Source organism: Nocardiopsis sp. NPDC101807 (genome assembly GCF_044766605.1).
Taxonomy (GTDB): Bacteria; Actinomycetota; Actinomycetes; order Streptosporangiales; family Streptosporangiaceae; genus Nocardiopsis; species Nocardiopsis tropica.
This window is the reverse complement of the sequence record NZ_JBIWMK010000001.1, coordinates 696,983-712,780: the sequence shown is the minus strand read 5'-3', so window position 1 is coordinate 712,780 and position 15,798 is coordinate 696,983. Positions and strand designations below refer to the sequence as shown.

The following is a 15,798-nucleotide window of genomic DNA, read 5'->3' as shown; positions in this document are numbered from 1 at the left end:
AGGCGCGAATCGTGCGGAGGGTGTGGATGGCGACGACAGCGGTTCCAGGAATGGCCCGGGCCAAGGCGAGGACGGACGCCGGAGGGCGCGGGCACGCCCTGTGGCGTGAGTGGGCCCGGTCCCTCGACCGCCCCCTCACCTCCTACTACCTCATCCTGGGCACGGCGGTCCTCCTGATCGCCCTCGGCCTCGTCATGGTGCTGTCCTCCACCATGGTCAAGTCCATCACCGAGACCGGCTCCTCCTTCTCGCTCTTCCAGAAGCAGCTGGTGTCGGCCGTCGTGGGCCTGCCCCTGATGATCCTGGCCTCGCACATGCCCCAGGCGCTGTTCCGCCTGGTCGGCTACCCCACCATGATCCTCTCGGTGGCGCTGCTGCTGCTCACCGTCTTCCAGGGCGTGGAGGTCAACGGCGCCACCCGCTGGCTGGACGTCGGCGGACTGGTCGTGCAGCCCTCCGAACCCGCCAAGCTCTCCTTCGCCCTGTGGGGCGCCAACATCCTCGCCCGCAAGGACGAGCTGCGCGAGCTCACCGAGTGGCGGCACCTCCTCATCCCGCTGCTGCCCGGGTGCGGGCTCCTGGTGCTCCTGGTCCTCCTCGGGTCCAACCTCTCCACCGCCCTCGTGTTCCTCATTACGTTCCTGGGCCTGCTGTGGGTGGTGGGGGCGCCGGGCAAGCTCTTCGTCACCATGTTCGGCCTCGTCCTGGCGCTGGCCGTGATCGTCATCGCGATCGAGCCCTACCGGATGGCGCGCGTCACCTCCTTCCTCGACCCCGGGGCCGACCCGCTGGGCTCGGGCAACCAGTCACTGCACGGCCTCTACGCGCTGGGCACCGGAGGGATCTTCGGCGTCGGCATCGGGGCCAGCCGGGAGAAGTGGGGGTTCCTCCCCTTCGCCGAGTCCGACTTCGTCTTCGCGATCATCGGGGAGGAGTTCGGCCTGATCGGGACCCTCCTGGTGCTCGCCCTGTTCGGCGTGCTCGGCTACGCGGGCCTGAGGGTGGCCACCCGTGTCAAGGAGCCGTTCCCGCGCCTGGCCTCCTTCGCGATCGTCACCTGGCTCATGGGACAGGTCATGATCAACGTGGGCGCCGTCATCGGGCTGCTGCCCGTCACCGGCGTCCCCCTGCCGCTGGTCTCCTACGGGGGCTCGTCGCTGATCACCACCATGGTCGCCCTCGGCGTGCTCCTCGCGCTCGCCAAGGCCGAGCCCCAGGCCGCCAGGGCGCTGGAGGCCCGGGGTCCGAGTCAGGTACAAAGGGCTCTAAGCTGGCTGGGCCTGGAGAACTTCGTGGCCTCGATGAACAACCGGGGCGGAACGACCTCCAGGCGCGTCGCCGCAGGACGAGGCCCGCGTACGCCGGGCCCCCGCGGCGGCAGGACAACGGCCAAGCACAGGAACGGACCGGTCCCGGCGGGTGACCGGCCAAGGAGGAATCGGCAACGATGAGGGTAGCCCTCGCCGGAGGCGGCACGGCCGGGCATATCGAGCCCGCGCTCTCCCTAGCGGACGCGCTTCGACGCATCGACCCCAGCACGGAGATCCTCTGCCTGGGAACCGAGCGGGGTCTGGAGACCCGGCTGGTGCCCATGCGCGGCTACGAGCTGGGTCTGATCCCGGCGGTCCCGCTGCCCCGCAAGATCACCCCGCAGCTCCTCAGCGTCCCGGGCAAGCTCGCCGGCGCGCTGAGCGCGGCGGGCGAGCACCTGGACCGGTTGCAGGCGGACGTCATCGTCGGCTTCGGCGGCTACGTGGCCACCCCCGGCTACCTGGCGGCGCGCCGGCGGCGGATCCCCATCGTCGTGCACGAGGCCAACCCCCTCCCGGGCCTGGCCAACCGGCTCGGCGCGCGCATGACACCGCACGTGTTCACCGGACACCCCCACACCCAGATCCGCAACGGCCGCTTCGTCGGCATCCCCCTGCGCCAGCAGATCACCACCCTCGACCGGCTCGCCATGGGCGACAAGGCGCGCACCTACTTCGGCCTGCGCCCGGACCTCCCCACCCTGCTGATCTTCGGCGGCTCCCAGGGCGCGCAGCGCCTCAACGAGACCGCGTTCGCCTCCCGCGACGCCTTCCGCGACCGGGGCGTGCAGGTCCTGCACGTCGTCGGCCCCAAGAACGCGGAGGAGCCCCAGGACCTCACCCAGGCGGGCGTGCCCTACGTGGCCGTCCCCTACGTGGACCGCATGGACATGGCCTACGCCGCCGCCGACGTCGCCATGTGCCGCTCCGGTGCGATGACCTGCGCCGAGCTGACCGCCGTCGGCCTGCCCGGCGCCTTCGTCCCGCTGGCCATCGGCAACGGCGAGCAGGCGCTCAACGCCGAGCCGATCGTCCAGGCGGGCGGGGGCCTGATGATCAACAACGCGGACATCTCCGTGGAGTGGATCGTCAACCAGCTCATCCCGCTGCTCACCGACACCGACAGGGTCGTGGCCATGTCCGAGGCCGCCGCCCGGATGGGCCGCCGCGACGCCGACATGGCACTCGCCCGCGAGGTCATGGCCGTCGCCCGCGGCGACCGCCCCACCCCCGAGATCCCGCTGTCCGACGACGACGGCGAGGACGCGTTCTACGACGACGGGAAGGACGCCCGATGAGCCTGGTCCGTCCGACCGAGCCGGTCCCCGTCGACAAGCTCGGCCGCACCCACTTCATCGGCCTGGGCGGGGCCGGCATGTCCGGCATCGCCCGCGTCCTGCTCCAGTCCGGGGTCGAGGTGTCCGGCAGCGACGCCCGCGACGGCGACACCCTGCGCGAGCTGGAGCAGATGGGGGCCGACGTCCACGTCGGCCACGCCGCGGGGAACCTCGGCGCCGCCGAGACCCTCGTGGTCTCCTCGGCGATCCGCGAGGACAACCCCGAACTCGTCGAGGCCCGCCGCCGCGGCCTGCGCGTCCTGCCCCGGGCCGCGGCCCTGGGGGCGCTCCTGCTGGGCCGCGAGGGCATCGCGGTCTCCGGCACCCACGGCAAGACCACCACGACCTCCATGGTCACCGTGGTGCTCCAGCACCTGGGGGTCGACCCCGGCTACGTGATCGGCGGAAAGCTGGTCACCACCGGCCTGGGCGCCGACGCCGGCCTGGGCGAGGTCATCGCCGTGGAGGCCGACGAGAGCGACGGCTCCTTCCTCATGCTCTCCCCGAAGGTCGCCGTGGTCACCAACGTCGAGGCCGACCACCTCGACAACTACAGCGGCATCGAGGAGATCCACGCCAACTTCGCGGCGTTCGTCGACCGCGTCGGGCGCACCCTGATCGTCGGGATCGACGACCCGGGCGCCCGGCAGGTCGCGGAGCTGGCCCGCGAGCGCGGCAAGAAGGTCCTGACGTACGGCGAGGCCGAGGACGCCGACTACCGGATCACCCGGGTGCGCGCCCGCGGTTTCACGACCGAGTTCACGATCCGCACGGCCGAGGGCGAGCCCATCGACGGCACGCTCGCCGTCCCCGGCCGGCACAACGTGCTCAACGCCGCCGCGGCCGTGGCCGTGGCGGACGAGCTCGGCCACGACCTGGAGGTCGCGGTGGAGGGCATCGCGGACTTCGCGGGGGCCGCGCGCCGCTTCGAGATCAAGGGCGAGGCCGGGGGCGTCGCCGTCTACGACAGCTACGCCCACCACCCGACCGAGATCGAGGCCGACCTGAGGGCCACGCGCGCCGCGCTGGACTCGTTCGCCGAGGACGGGGACGAGGCGGGGGGGCCGGCGCCCGGGGGCAGGGTCGTCGCCCTGTTCCAGCCGCACCTGTACAGCCGTACCCGCATCTTCGCCGAGGAGTTCGCGACCGCGCTGGGCCTCGCGGACGAGGTCGTGGTGATGGAGGTCTACGCGGCCAGGGAGGACCCCGAGCCCGGGGTCACCGGTGAGCTGATCACCTCCCGCGTCCCCCACGACCGGGTGCGGTACGCGCCGGGCCGCGAGGAGGCCGTGCGGACGGTGGCCGGACTGGTCCGGCCGGGCGACATCGTCCTCACCATGGGCGCGGGGGACGTGACCGAGCTGGGGCCGCTGATCGTGGACGCGATCGCCGAGGCGGCCGACGGAGCGCCCGGAAGCCGGTAGGCGCGGGAGAGAAGAAGAGGACACGGGTGAGCGCGGACGAGGGCGGGGCGGCGGACGGGGCCGCACCACGGGGCGGGTCCGATCCGTGGAAGGTCGCCTTCGTGGCGCTGCTCGTGGTGGCGCTGGTCTGCGTGGTCACCTGGGTGCTGCTCGGCTCCCGCCTGCTGGTGGTCCGCGACGTCGCGGTCACCGGGCTGGACCGGATGTCGCCGCAGGAGGTGGTGGCCGCCGTGGACGTGGCCACCGGGACCCCCCTGGTCAGGGTCGACCTCGACCGGAGCCGCGCCCGCGCCGAGTCCCTCCCGCTCGTGGAGGAGGCCACGGTGCGGCGCGGCTGGCCCGCGACCCTGGAGGTCGAGGTGGTGGAGCGCCAGCCCGTGCTGGCCGTCCCGGTGGGGGAGGAGTACCGGCTCGTGGACGGCGACGGCGTGCGCATCGAGGACTCCAGGACCCGTCCCGGCACCCATCCGGTGGTCAGGGTCACGGGGGAGGTCGAGGGCAGCGAGGCGGTCCGCGCCGCCGCCGACATCGTGGAGGCGGCGCCCGACTCGCTGATCGCCCAGATCCAGCTCATCGACGCCACCGACCCCGGGGCGATCACCATCGCGCTCGGCAACGGCGCCCTGGTGGAGTGGGGGACGTCCGAGGGGACCGCGGGCAAGAGCGACGTCCTGCGGGTGCTGCTGCGCGAGCACCCGCCCCAGGAGGGGCGCGTCTACGACGTCGGAACCCCCGATCTCGCCATCGTACGGTGAAGAAGTACCCAGCTCCAGGAAAAGGAAGAGGCGTGGCACGGAAAGTCGAACCGCCGTCCGGTGGGCCGCGCAGCGCACCCGTGAGAGGGTTCCGGACGGGCTCCCGGGCACCCGGCGGGGACATTCCAGACGCGACGCGCCGAGTGCGCACATCGCTTCCTTGCGTTATACGCCGTTAGGCTGACCTCGTCATCGGTTGCCCGCGGTCGGCGGTCCGCTTACTGTCGGGAAGCACAGCCAACGTCAACAAAGCAGCAAAACACGCTTTTCGGGGTACGCAGGAACCGTTTTGCTCCGCTCCTACAGCGGATCGCGCCAGCCCTCCCCGGGCAGGATCGCAACGGCTCCGGTGGCCCCGGGTCCCCGGACAACCGCGTCGAGGACGCCGTCGCGGGGACCCGAAACGCACACTGTAGAACCGGATGCCGGTCCGGAGGCGTACCCGGTGGCGAGAGCCACCGGGGCGTTCACGGAACGGCGTATGCGAGCGGAAAGGCCCCTCGTCGTGGCAGCACCGCAGAACTACCTCGCGGTCATCAAAGTCGTCGGCATCGGCGGCGGCGGTGTCAACGCCGTCAACCGAATGATCGAAGAGGGGCTCAAAGGCGTCGAGTTCATCGCCATCAATACCGACGCCCAGGCGCTGCTGATGAGTGACGCCGACGTCAAGCTCGACGTCGGCCGAGAGCTCACGCGCGGCCTGGGAGCCGGAGCCAACCCCGATGTCGGCCGCAAGGCGGCCGAGGACCACCGGGAGGAGATCGAGGAGGTCCTCAAGGGGGCCGACATGGTCTTCGTCACCGCTGGTGAGGGCGGCGGCACCGGTACCGGGGGCGCTCCCGTCGTCGCCAACATCGCCCGCTCCCTGGGAGCCCTCACCATCGGAGTGGTCACCCGCCCCTTCGGCTTCGAGGGCAAGCGGCGCGCGACCCAGGCCGAGTCGGGGATAGCGATGCTCCGCGAGGAGGTCGACACGCTCATCGTGATCCCCAACGACCGGCTGCTGTCCATCTCCGACCGCCAGGTCAGCGTGCTGGACGCCTTCAAGGCCGCGGACCAGGTGCTGCTCTCCGGTGTGCAGGGCATCACCGACCTGATCACCACGCCGGGCCTGATCAACCTGGACTTCGCCGACGTCAAGTCGGTCATGTCCGGGGCGGGGTCGGCGCTGATGGGCATCGGCTCCGCACGCGGGGACGACCGGGCCGTCGCGGCAGCGGAGATGGCCATCTCCTCGCCGCTGCTCGAAGCGAGCATCGACGGCGCCCACGGGGTGCTGCTGTCCATCCAGGGCGGCTCCGACCTGGGCCTGTTCGAGATCAACGAGGCGGCGCAGCTCGTCGCGAACTCGGCGGCCCCCGAGGCCAACATCATCTTCGGCGCCGTCATCGACGACGCCCTGGGCGACGAGGTGAGGGTCACCGTCATCGCGGCGGGGTTCGACGAACCCGAGGTCACCGGGCCCGTGGTCCGGGAGCGGCAGCCGGTGGACCCTCCTGAGGCCGTCGCCCACACCGCGGGCTCCGCGTCACGCAGGGAGCAGCAGCCCACCAGGGTGACGCCTCCCGCCGAGGACGCGGGCGGGACGGCGGCCACCTCCATGCCGTGGATCACGCCCTCCCGTCCCGCGCGGACCGAGCCGGAGGCGGCGCCCGCGCAGATGCCGCCGGTCCGGTTCCCGGCCGAACCGGAGCCCGTCCGCCAGGAGCAGGCCCCGGTCGAGCAGCCGCGCACGGAGACCCCCGCCCACGGCTCGGAGTCCCACGCCTCCTACGAGGCGCCCGTTCCGGCGGGGTCCTCCGAGGAGGGGCGGCCCGAGGGGGAGCGGGAGGAGCCCTCGCAGCACGGTGAGGTCCAGTCCGGCCCCGTCCACTCCGTCTCCGACTCCACCGCCGAACGGCGGGGGGACGTGCCCACGCCCCGCCGCCGGGTCATCTTCGACGACCCCGACGACCTGGACGTGCCCGAGTTCCTGAAGTAGCGCACCACCGTCCCGGTACCATCGACGTGTCAGCGGCCCCGACCCATGCGGCGGGGCCGTCGCCGCCCCCGGGGAAGCGCGCGCCGGCGCCGCCCCGGCGGGCCGAGGGAAGGACCGCGGTCACACGGATGGGCAACGTCATCGATCTGGGGCACGGCGTGCGTGCCGCCGTCACCGAACGGCACGGCGGGGTCAGCGCCCCGCCGTACGACTCGCTCAACCTGGGGCTGGGCTCGGGTGACGTGCGGGAGGCCGTCCTCGCCAACCGGCGGACCGCCGCCGCGGGCCTGGGGTTCGACATCGACCGGGTCGTGTGGATGCACCAGGTGCACAGCGCCGACGTGCTCGTCGCGGACGCGCCGGGCGGGGCGGGTACCTGCGACGGGGTCGTCACGACCCGGCCCGACCTGGTCCTGGCCTCGATGGCCGCCGACTGCCTGCCGGTCCTGGCCGCCGACGGCGAGGCGGGCGTCCTGGGGGCCGCGCACTCGGGCCGCCTCGGGACGGCGAACGGCGTGGCGGCCAACCTCGTCGGGTCGATGGTCGGCCAGGGGGCCCGCGCCGACCGGATCACCGTCTTCCTCGGGCCGGCCATCTGCGGCAAGTGCTACGAGGTGCCCCCGCAGGTGCAGGCCGAGACGGCCCGGGACACCCCGGAGGCCGCCTCCACCACCCGGAAGGGCACCGCGGGGGTGGACATGCTCGCGGCCGTCACCGCCCAGCTGCGGCGGGCGGGCGTGACCGACGTCCGGGCCGACGGCCGCTGCACGCTGGAGAGCCCCGAGCTGTTCTCCCACCGGGGCGGCGCGCCGACCGGAAGATTCGCCTCGTTCATCTGGCGGTCCTGACTGTCGTACCGGGCCGCCAGGATGGATTTCGGAACCGGACGGAACCGCCAGGGACCTCCCCTCCTGCGGTGACGCGTCCGAAACGCGGCCCCACCACCCCCGGGGACCGCGTCGGACTCCGGGGACACACCCGACGGGGAAAGAGAAGGAGCACCGTGCCACACGTCGACCCAGCTCGCGTCGAGCAGGTCCGCGCCAACCTCGCGGCCGTGCGGGCCAGGATCGAGCAGGCCTGTGCGCGCGCGGGCCGCGCGCCCGAGGAGGTGTCGCTGGTCGCGGTCACCAAGACCTATCCGGCCGACGATGTGCGGATTCTCGCCTCCCTGGGTGTCCGCGACGTCGGCGAGAACCGGGACCAGGAGGCCGCCCCGAAGGCGGCGGAGACCGCTGACCTCGACCTGACCTGGCATTTCGTCGGGCAGTTGCAGACCAACAAGGCACGCTCCGTGGCCTCCTACGCCGACGTCGTGCACTCGGTGGACCGCAGCAGGCTGGCCCGGGCGCTGGGGGAGCGGGCGGCGGCGGCCGGGCGCGGCCTCACCTGCCTCGTCCAGGTGAACCTGGACGACGACTCGCGGGCCGGCGTCATCGGACCGCGCGGCGGGGTCGACCCCGAGGACGCCCTCGCTCTCGCCGCCGACATCGAGGCGCACGAGTCGCTCACGCTCGGGGGCGTGATGGCGGTGGCCCCGAGAGAGGGCGACCCGGCCGAGGCCTTCGCCCGCCTCCACGAGGTGGCGAGTCGTGTTCGTGATCGCTATCCTCTGGCGACGGTGATCTCGGCGGGGATGAGCGCTGACCTCGAAGCGGCGATCGAGCGAGGAGCGACACACGTGCGACTCGGTACGGCGTTGCTCGGCAACCGCGGACCGATCGTGGGGTAATGTCCCCACATAGACCTTGGAACCCGTCTGTGGAGTTCGCCCGAAAGGGCGCCCCACCCCGTGGAACGCGGGGACGGCGGGCCAGTACGGAGGAGTCGGCTGCGGTGAAGGCCGCGGGGACGACGGAGGACATGAGATGGCCGGCGCGATGCGCAAGATGGCGGTCTACCTCGGCCTCGTGGAGGACGACCGTTACGATCACCGCTATGCGGACGAATATGATGAGTTCGACGATTTCGACGAGGCCGTGGAGGAGCAGCGCGACCGCGATGCAGACACTCCGCGTGGCGAGGAAACACGAGGCACCGCAGTGACGGACACCGGCGACTACCTGGGTACAGGTGAACGGCGCGGTGGAACGACCACGACTGCCTCAACCGCCGACCTCGCTCGGATCACCACGCTCCATCCGCGCACCTACAACGAGGCGCGTACGATCGGAGAGCACTTCCGGGAGGGCACACCGGTGATCATGAACCTGACCGAGATGGTCGACAGCGACGCCAAGCGTCTCGTCGACTTCGCGGCTGGTCTGATCTTCGGTCTGCATGGCAGTATCGAACGCGTGACCAACAAGGTGTTCCTGCTGTCGCCGGCCAACGTCGAGGTCACCGCCGAAGACAAGGCCCGGATCGCCGAGCGAGGGTTCTTCAATCAGAGCTAGACCATCACATTTGTCCAGAGATTGGGTCGGGGAACGACCGTGAGTATCGTCGTTGCAGTGCTGCTCTTCGCGCTACAGCTGTTCGTTTTCGTGCTGATCGCGAGGGTGGTCCTGGAGATGGTGCAGTCCTTCGCCAGGACGTGGCGGCCCACCGGGTTCGTACTCGTCCTCGCGGAGATCGTGTACACCGTCACCGACCCGCCACTGAGGTTCCTGCGACGGTTCATCAAGCCGGTGAGACTGGGGAGCGTCGCACTCGACCTGAGTGTCCTCGTCCTCTTCATCATCGTGTGGATCTTGATGGCTCTCATCGGGAGCCTCGCCTAGCAGGGAAGGGGCGCGGGGGCAAGCATCAGGTCCCCGGTCCCGTTATGTGGTCTTGGTCATGATCTGGATTGCCGTAAGGTCACGATCAGGTAGCGTCCCTACGGACAGACTCCAAGCGCGCCAAGGAGACGAACATGCCGCTGACACCCGCCGATGTGCGGAACAAGCAGTTCAGTACCACCCGGCTCCGGCCAGGGTACGACGAAGAAGAGGTCGACGCCTTTCTCGACGAGGTCGAGTCCGAGCTCGACCGCCTGATCCAGGAGAACGAGGAACTGCGCGGCAAGCTGGCCGAATGCCTGCGTGGCAAGGTGCCCAACGCCGGCATGCAGGACTTCCAGCAGCCCCAGGACCAGGCGCCGGAGCCCCAGCAGCACGAGCAGATGCGCCCGGAGCCCGTCCAGCAGCCGCAGGCCGTCGAGCCGCAGCCCCCGGTCCAGCAGCAGATGCCGATGACCGGTGCGAACATGGGGATGGGCGGTGAGGAGAACATGGACACGGCCGCCCGCGTCCTCGCCCTCGCCCAGCAGACCGCCGACCAGGCGATCTCCGACGCCCGCCGTGAGGCGGACGAGACCCTCGGCCGCGCCCGCCACGAGTCCGAGGACATCCTCGGCAAGGCCCGCCGCCAGGCGGACCAGATCATCGGTGAGGCCCGGGCGCGGTCGGAGAACCTCGACCGCGACGCCCAGGAGCGCCACCGCCAGGTCATGGGCAGCCTGGTGCAGCAGCGCGAGGAGCTGGAGCACAAGGTCAACGTGCTCAAGGACTTCGAGCGCGAGTACCGGAGCCGTCTGAAGGACTACTTCGAGCGCCAGCTGCGCGAGCTGAACGAGGAGGGCAAGCCCGTCGAGCCGAACCCGAACACCACGGGCGGCTTCCAGACGATGGCTCCGCAGGCCGGTGGCGCCCCCGCTCTCCAGCACGGCCCCGGTGGCAACCCGTTCGGTCAGCCCGAACCCGCCCAGCACGGTGGATTCCACCCGGGTGAGGCTCCGCACGAGCGTCGCTGACCAGCGGCTTTCGGCTCCGAACAACTGAAGACTCCGGATACAACACGTGTAAAGGCCCTGGTCGACCCGTGATCCTTAGCATCCTCGCAACCGTGGCGGTGCTGGCGGCCATCGCCGTCATCGCGGCTGCCCTGGCTCTCGCCGAGACGGTCCTGGTGTACATCGCACTCGGACTGGCCGGCACCAGCGTCCTCCTCCTCCTGGGGGGCATGGTCCAGGGACGCCTCGCCGAGAGCAGGACGGGTCGCCCCGGAACGGACGGTTTGGGGAAGTCGTCCGTCCCGACCGTCGCCGCCACCCCGGCGGCGACGGCAGCGGGCCCCCACGTCGTGCCGGAGTACTCCGGGCGCGTTCCCGTACCGGCCCACGGGCCGGTACGGGAAGCCCCCGCGGAGGACGCGCCCGTCTGGGCGGCCTCGGACGACGCCGGGCACGGGGAGCCGGAGTACGACGTCCCGCGCTGGCAGACCCCCACCGCGCACGAGTGGCCGGAACCGGACACGGCGCCCCACGCACCCGCCGGGAGCGCCTTCCACGCGGGATCCCCGGCCGAGCCCGGCCCCGCGGTTCCCGCCCCCGAGGCGTGGCGGGAAGAGGAACCGGTCGGCACGGCGGTCACCGCCGACGTCCCCGAGGCCCGGGAACGGGCCGGTGAGGACGGAGCGGAGCCCTCACGCGCCACCACGGGGGACGACGGGGCCGGGAGTGACCCCGCCCCCTTCACCTACAGCATTCCCGGGCAGGGCGCCTCCCAGGAGGACGAGCCCGCCCCGGTCGACGCGACCGCGGACCCCGACGACGGGGTGGCGGGCGCCGGGGCCCCGGAGACGGACGCCTTCTCCTACCGGATTCCCCGCGAGGCGGACCGGACCGAGCGGGCGGAGGACGACGCGGAGCCCGGCGAAGCGGACACGGCGCAGGTCCCGGTGCCCGACGCCTCCGCGGACGGCGACGGGGAGGCCCGCACGGACACCGGTGCGGCCCCGCACGCCGAGCAGGCCGCGGAGCACGCGGAGGCCGACCCCGCCCCCGAGTCCGACGAGGACGGCTCCCCGACCGCCATGGACGCCGGACCCGCCTCCACGGCCGTCGGCGAGGACCCGGACCACGACACGGATGACGCCGTGGCGCAGGAGGAGCGTGAGCACGCCTCCTCCGAGACGGACCCCGTACCCTCGGCGCACACCGACACCGACACCGACACGAGCGTGTCGGCGGAGGCGCGCGCCCCGGAGGCGGAGGACGCCGATCCCGGGCCGGAGGCCGTCGGGCGGGCCGAGGACGCGGACACCGCTACGGGCGGAGCCGAGGACGCGGACGCCGGGGACCCCGCCCCGCAGGCGGAGTCCGCCGAGGACGCGGACGGAGCCTTCGCCTACCGCCTGCCCGACCGGGGCGCCGCCCCGGAAGAGGGGGCCGACGCGGCGGAGAGCGACCGGGAGACCGCGGACACCGGGCGGACGTCGGCGTTCGGCTACCGGCTTCCGCAGCCCGAGGAGGGCGGGGCGGTCGCGGAGCGGTCCGACCGGGACGGCGGGGAGGACGACCCCGCGATCGGCTCCGCCGACGAGGACGATCCCGACACCGCCGCGCTGCCCGCCCCTCCGGAGCCGGAGGACGGTGCGGCCGACGAGCCGGGCGACGCGACCGGGGACGAGGAGCCGGACGGGAGCGCGCGGCCCGCGAAGGCGGAGGACGCGGAGGAGACCGGGGGCGCGGAGGAGGCCGGGGACGAGCACGCCGTCGCCTACGCGGCCGTTCTCGACGGGGACGCCGACATCGACGGCGACAAGGACCCGGACAAGGACTCCGACAAGGTCCACTGACCCCGACGCACGCGAACGGGCGCCGCCCCCTGGGGGACGGCGCCCGTTCGCGTCGGGACCCGGTCCGGCGGCCCCGGGGCCGCCGGACCGGACGCGGACCAGGTCGTGGTCCGCGGGGGCTCCCGGTCGGCTCGGCGCTTGCGCCGACCGCCGCGAGCCCCGAACGACCCGCGGCCTAGGCCTTGCGGAAACCGAAGGCCACGCCGAACTCCTCGGAGGAGGCGGTGTGCAGGTCCCGTGCCATCTCCCCGGCGGCGAACGCGTCGGCCAGCACCTCGCCGGCGATCGCCTCACCGTGCTCGGTGAGCGCCAGCTCGGTGCTCTCGTCCGTGGCCGTCCACCACACCTCGATGTGGTCGGACACGTCCAGGCCGCTCTTCTTGCGGGCGTCCTGGAGCATGCGGACCATCTCCCGGGCCAGACCGGCGCGGCGCAGACGCGGCGTCAGCTCCAGGTCCAGGGCGACGGTCTCACCGGCCTCGGACGCCACGGCCCAGCCCTCCCGGGGCTGCTCGGTCACGAGCAGCTCGTCGGCGCTGACCTCGACGGGCTCGTCCTCGACCCGCACCCGCGCCCAGCCGCTCCCACGGACCTGTTCCACCAGCGAAGCGGGGTCGGCGGCCTCGATGGCCTTGGCCACCAGCGGGGTGCGCTTGGCGAACCGCTTGCCCAGCGCCCGGAAGTTCGGCTTGACGATGAAGTCCACCAGGTCGCCGCCCACGGAGGACAGCGCGTCCAGCGACTCCACGTTGAGCTCGTCGGACACCTGGTCGCGGAGCTGCTCGGGCAGTCCGGCGAAACCGGCGGCGCCCACCAGGGCGCGGGCCAGCGGCTGCCGGGTCCGCACGGCGGAGTCCACCCGGGCCGACCGCCCCAGCTCCACCAGGCGGCGGACCAGCGCCATCTGCCGCGACAGGTCGGGGTCGACGAGGTCCTCGCGCACCTCGGGCCACGACGCCAGGTGCACCGACTCCGGAGCGTCCGGCCGGCGCACCGCCGCCCACACGTGGTCGGTCAGGAACGGCACGATCGGCGCCATCAGCAGCGTGACGGTCTCCAGGGCCTCGAACAGCGTCGCGAACGCGGCGGCGCCCTCGGGGGTGTCCGCGCCGCCCCAGAAGCGGCGGCGGGAACGGCGCACGTACCAGTTGGACACGTCGTCCACGAAGGCCGTCAGACGGCGTCCCGCGGCCGTGGTGTCGAACGAGTCCAGCGCCGCCGTGACGTCCCTGACGACCTCGTTCAGCTCCGAGAGCAGCCACCGGTCCAGGAGCGGGCGGTCCTCGGGGGCGGGGGCGTCCGCCAGCCGGGAGTGGTCCCAGCCGTCGCCGGCGTTCGAGTACAGGGTGAAGAACGAGACGGTGCTGTAGTAGGTCAGCAGCACCTTGCGGACGATCTCCTCCAGGGCGGAGTGGCCGACCCGGCGGGCGGTCCACGGCGAACCGCTCGCCAGCATGAACCAGCGCAGCGCGTCGGCGCCGTGCTTGTCCATGACCGCGATCGGCTCCATGACGTTGCCCAGGTGCTTGCTCATCTTCCGGCCGTCCTCGGCGAGGATGTGGCCGAGGACGACCACGTTCTCGAAGGAGTTGCGGCCGAACACCAGGGTGCTCACCGCCAGCAGGGAGTAGAACCACCCGCGGGTCTGGTCGATCGCCTCGGAGATGTACTGCGCCGGGAAGTTGTCCCGGAAGGTCTCCTCGTCGCGGTGGGGCGCTCCCCACTGGGCGAACGGCATGGAGCCGGAGTCGAACCAGGCGTCGATGACCTCGGGGACGCGGCGGGCGACCCGCTGCTCCTCGGGCAGGGAGGGGTCCGCGTCCGGGTCGGGGATGACGATGTCGTCCACGAAGGGGCGGTGCGGGTCCAGGGAGGACAGGTCCCGGCCGCTGAGGCGGCCCAGCTCCTCCAGGGAGCCCACGCAGATCTGGCGGCCGTCGGGGAACTCCCAGATCGGCAGCGGGGTGCCCCAGTAGCGGTTGCGGGACAGCGCCCAGTCCACGTTGCCGCGCAGCCACTCGCCGAAGCGGCCCTCCTTGACGTTCTCCGGCACCCAGTTGGTGACGTCGTTCTGCGCCAGGAGCTCGTCCTTGACCGCGGTGGTGCGGATGTACCAGGACGGGACCGCGTAGTACAGGAGCGCCGTGTGGCAGCGCCAGCAGTGCGGGTAGGAGTGCTCGTAGCTCAGGTGGCGGAAGAGGAGCCCGCGGTCCTTGAGGTCGCGGACGAGCGTCTTGTCGGCCTCCTTGAAGAACACCCCGCCGACCAGCGGCAGGGGGGCCTCGAAGGTGCCGTCCGGACGGACCGGGTTGACCACGGGCAGGCCGTAGGCGCGGCCCACGAGCATGTCGTCGGCGCCGAAGGCGGGCGCCTGGTGGACCAGGCCGGTGCCGTCGTCCACGGTGACGTAGTCGGCGAGCACCACGTAGTGGGCGGGCTCGTCGAAGGGCACCAGGTCGAAGGGGCGCTCGTAGGTCCAGCGCTCCATCTCCTCGCCCCCGTAGCTCTCGCCCGTGAGCTCCCAGCCCTCGCCGAGGACCTTGTCGAAGAGCGGACGGGCCACCACGAGGCGCTCGTCGCCGTCGGTGGCCACCACGTACTCCACGTCCGGGTGCACGGCCACGGCGGTGTTGGACACCAGCGTCCAGGGGGTGGTCGTCCAGACCAGCAGCGAGGTCGGGTGCTCGGGCGAGGCGAGCGGGCCGGAGGTCACGGGGAAGCGCACGTACACCGACGGGTCGGTGACGGTCTCGTACCCCTGCGCGAGCTCGTGGTCGGACAGGGTCGTGCCGCAGCGCGGGCAGTACGGGCTGATCCGGTAGTCGCGGACCAGCAGGCCCTTGTCCCAGATCTGCTTGAGGGCCCACCACACGGACTCCACGTACTGCGGGTCCATGGTGCGGTAGGCGTCGTCCATGTTCACCCAGTAGCCCATGCGCTCCGTCATGGCGGTGAACGCGTCGACGTTGCGCAGGACGGACTCGCGGCAGCGCTCGTTGAACTCGGCGATGCCGAAGGCCTCGATGTCCTTCTTGCCGGACAGGCCGAGCTCCTTCTCCACGGCGACCTCCACGGGCAGGCCGTGGCAGTCCCAGCCCGCCTTGCGGTCCACGTGGTAGCCGCGCATGGTGCGGAACCGGGGGAACACGTCCTTGAACGCGCGGGCCTCGACGTGGTGCACGCCGGGCTGGCCGTTGGCCGTGGGAGGGCCCTCGTAGAAGACCCAGTTGGGGCCGCCGCGGGTCTGGTCGAGCGAGCGCTGGAAGACGTCCTCCTTCGACCAGCGGCCGAGGACGTCCCGCTCCATGGCCGGCAGGTCGATCTGCGCGGGGAGCTGGGGCAGCGGTCGGGATGCGGGCCGGGGGTCGTTGGCCACGGTCGTACCTTTCCATCAGGGTCGTTCCTGACGGAGGGACGAGGCACGGGCCC

The 15,798-nt window shown here is 72.2% G+C and carries 12 protein-coding genes; 11 read left to right on the top strand and 1 reads right to left on the bottom strand.

Annotated elements, in window-relative coordinates:
• The first annotated feature begins 26 nt into the window (after positions 1–26).
• The 11 genes from ftsW (at position 27) to ACIRPH_RS03060 (ending at position 12,369) form a co-directional block, all read left to right on the top strand.
• Positions 27–1,451 (top strand): putative lipid II flippase FtsW, encoded by a 1,425-nt coding sequence (gene ftsW / locus ACIRPH_RS03110; RefSeq protein ID WP_402908580.1) that lies wholly within the window; start codon positions 27–29, stop codon positions 1,449–1,451.
• Positions 1,448–2,608 (top strand): undecaprenyldiphospho-muramoylpentapeptide beta-N-acetylglucosaminyltransferase, encoded by a 1,161-nt coding sequence (murG, locus tag ACIRPH_RS03105; RefSeq protein ID WP_330159622.1) that lies wholly within the window; start codon positions 1,448–1,450, stop codon positions 2,606–2,608. The genes ftsW and murG overlap by 4 nt, the downstream gene beginning before the upstream one ends.
• Positions 2,605–4,071, top strand: a complete 1,467-nt coding sequence (gene murC, locus ACIRPH_RS03100) for a UDP-N-acetylmuramate--L-alanine ligase (RefSeq protein ID WP_402908577.1) — start codon at positions 2,605–2,607, stop codon at positions 4,069–4,071. The genes murG and murC overlap by 4 nt, the downstream gene beginning before the upstream one ends.
• Before the next feature lie 26 nt (positions 4,072–4,097).
• The gene (locus ACIRPH_RS03095; RefSeq protein ID WP_402908575.1) at positions 4,098–4,826 is read left to right on the top strand and encodes a cell division protein FtsQ/DivIB; all 729 of its coding nucleotides are present in this window, start codon (positions 4,098–4,100) and stop codon (positions 4,824–4,826) included.
• Between the two features lie 505 nt (positions 4,827–5,331).
• Positions 5,332–6,807, top strand: coding sequence for a cell division protein FtsZ (ftsZ, locus tag ACIRPH_RS03090; protein ID WP_402909494.1), 1,476 nt, complete (start codon positions 5,332–5,334; stop codon positions 6,805–6,807).
• Positions 6,808–6,935: 128 nt separating this feature from the next.
• Positions 6,936–7,655: a peptidoglycan editing factor PgeF gene (pgeF, locus tag ACIRPH_RS03085; protein ID WP_402908573.1), complete on the top strand. Its 720-nt coding sequence runs from the start codon at positions 6,936–6,938 to the stop codon at positions 7,653–7,655.
• A gap of 155 nt (positions 7,656–7,810) precedes the next feature.
• Positions 7,811–8,539, top strand: coding sequence for a YggS family pyridoxal phosphate-dependent enzyme (locus ACIRPH_RS03080; protein ID WP_402908571.1), 729 nt, complete (start codon positions 7,811–7,813; stop codon positions 8,537–8,539).
• A gap of 136 nt (positions 8,540–8,675) precedes the next feature.
• Entirely contained in the window at positions 8,676–9,203 is a 528-nt protein-coding gene (locus ACIRPH_RS03075; protein WP_402908569.1) for a cell division protein SepF, read from the top strand.
• A 39-nt stretch (positions 9,204–9,242) separates the two neighbouring features.
• Complete coding sequence (locus ACIRPH_RS03070) at positions 9,243–9,530, top strand: YggT family protein (RefSeq protein WP_267945813.1); 288 nt, start codon at positions 9,243–9,245, stop codon at positions 9,528–9,530.
• 134 nt (positions 9,531–9,664) lie between these two features.
• Positions 9,665–10,543 carry a DivIVA domain-containing protein gene (locus ACIRPH_RS03065; protein WP_267945812.1) on the top strand — a complete coding sequence of 293 codons (879 nt, stop codon included), beginning with the start codon at positions 9,665–9,667 and terminating at the stop codon, positions 10,541–10,543.
• Between the two features lie 68 nt (positions 10,544–10,611).
• A complete protein-coding gene (locus ACIRPH_RS03060) occupies positions 10,612–12,369 on the top strand; it encodes a hypothetical protein (protein WP_402908566.1) in 1,758 nt (585 codons plus the stop codon).
• Positions 12,370–12,544: 175 nt separating this feature from the next.
• Here the strand turns inward: ACIRPH_RS03060 and ileS are convergent, their stop codons facing one another.
• A complete protein-coding gene (gene ileS / locus ACIRPH_RS03055; RefSeq protein ID WP_402908564.1) occupies positions 12,545–15,745 on the bottom strand; it encodes an isoleucine--tRNA ligase in 3,201 nt (1,066 codons plus the stop codon).
• Positions 15,746–15,798: the final 53 nt, after the last annotated feature.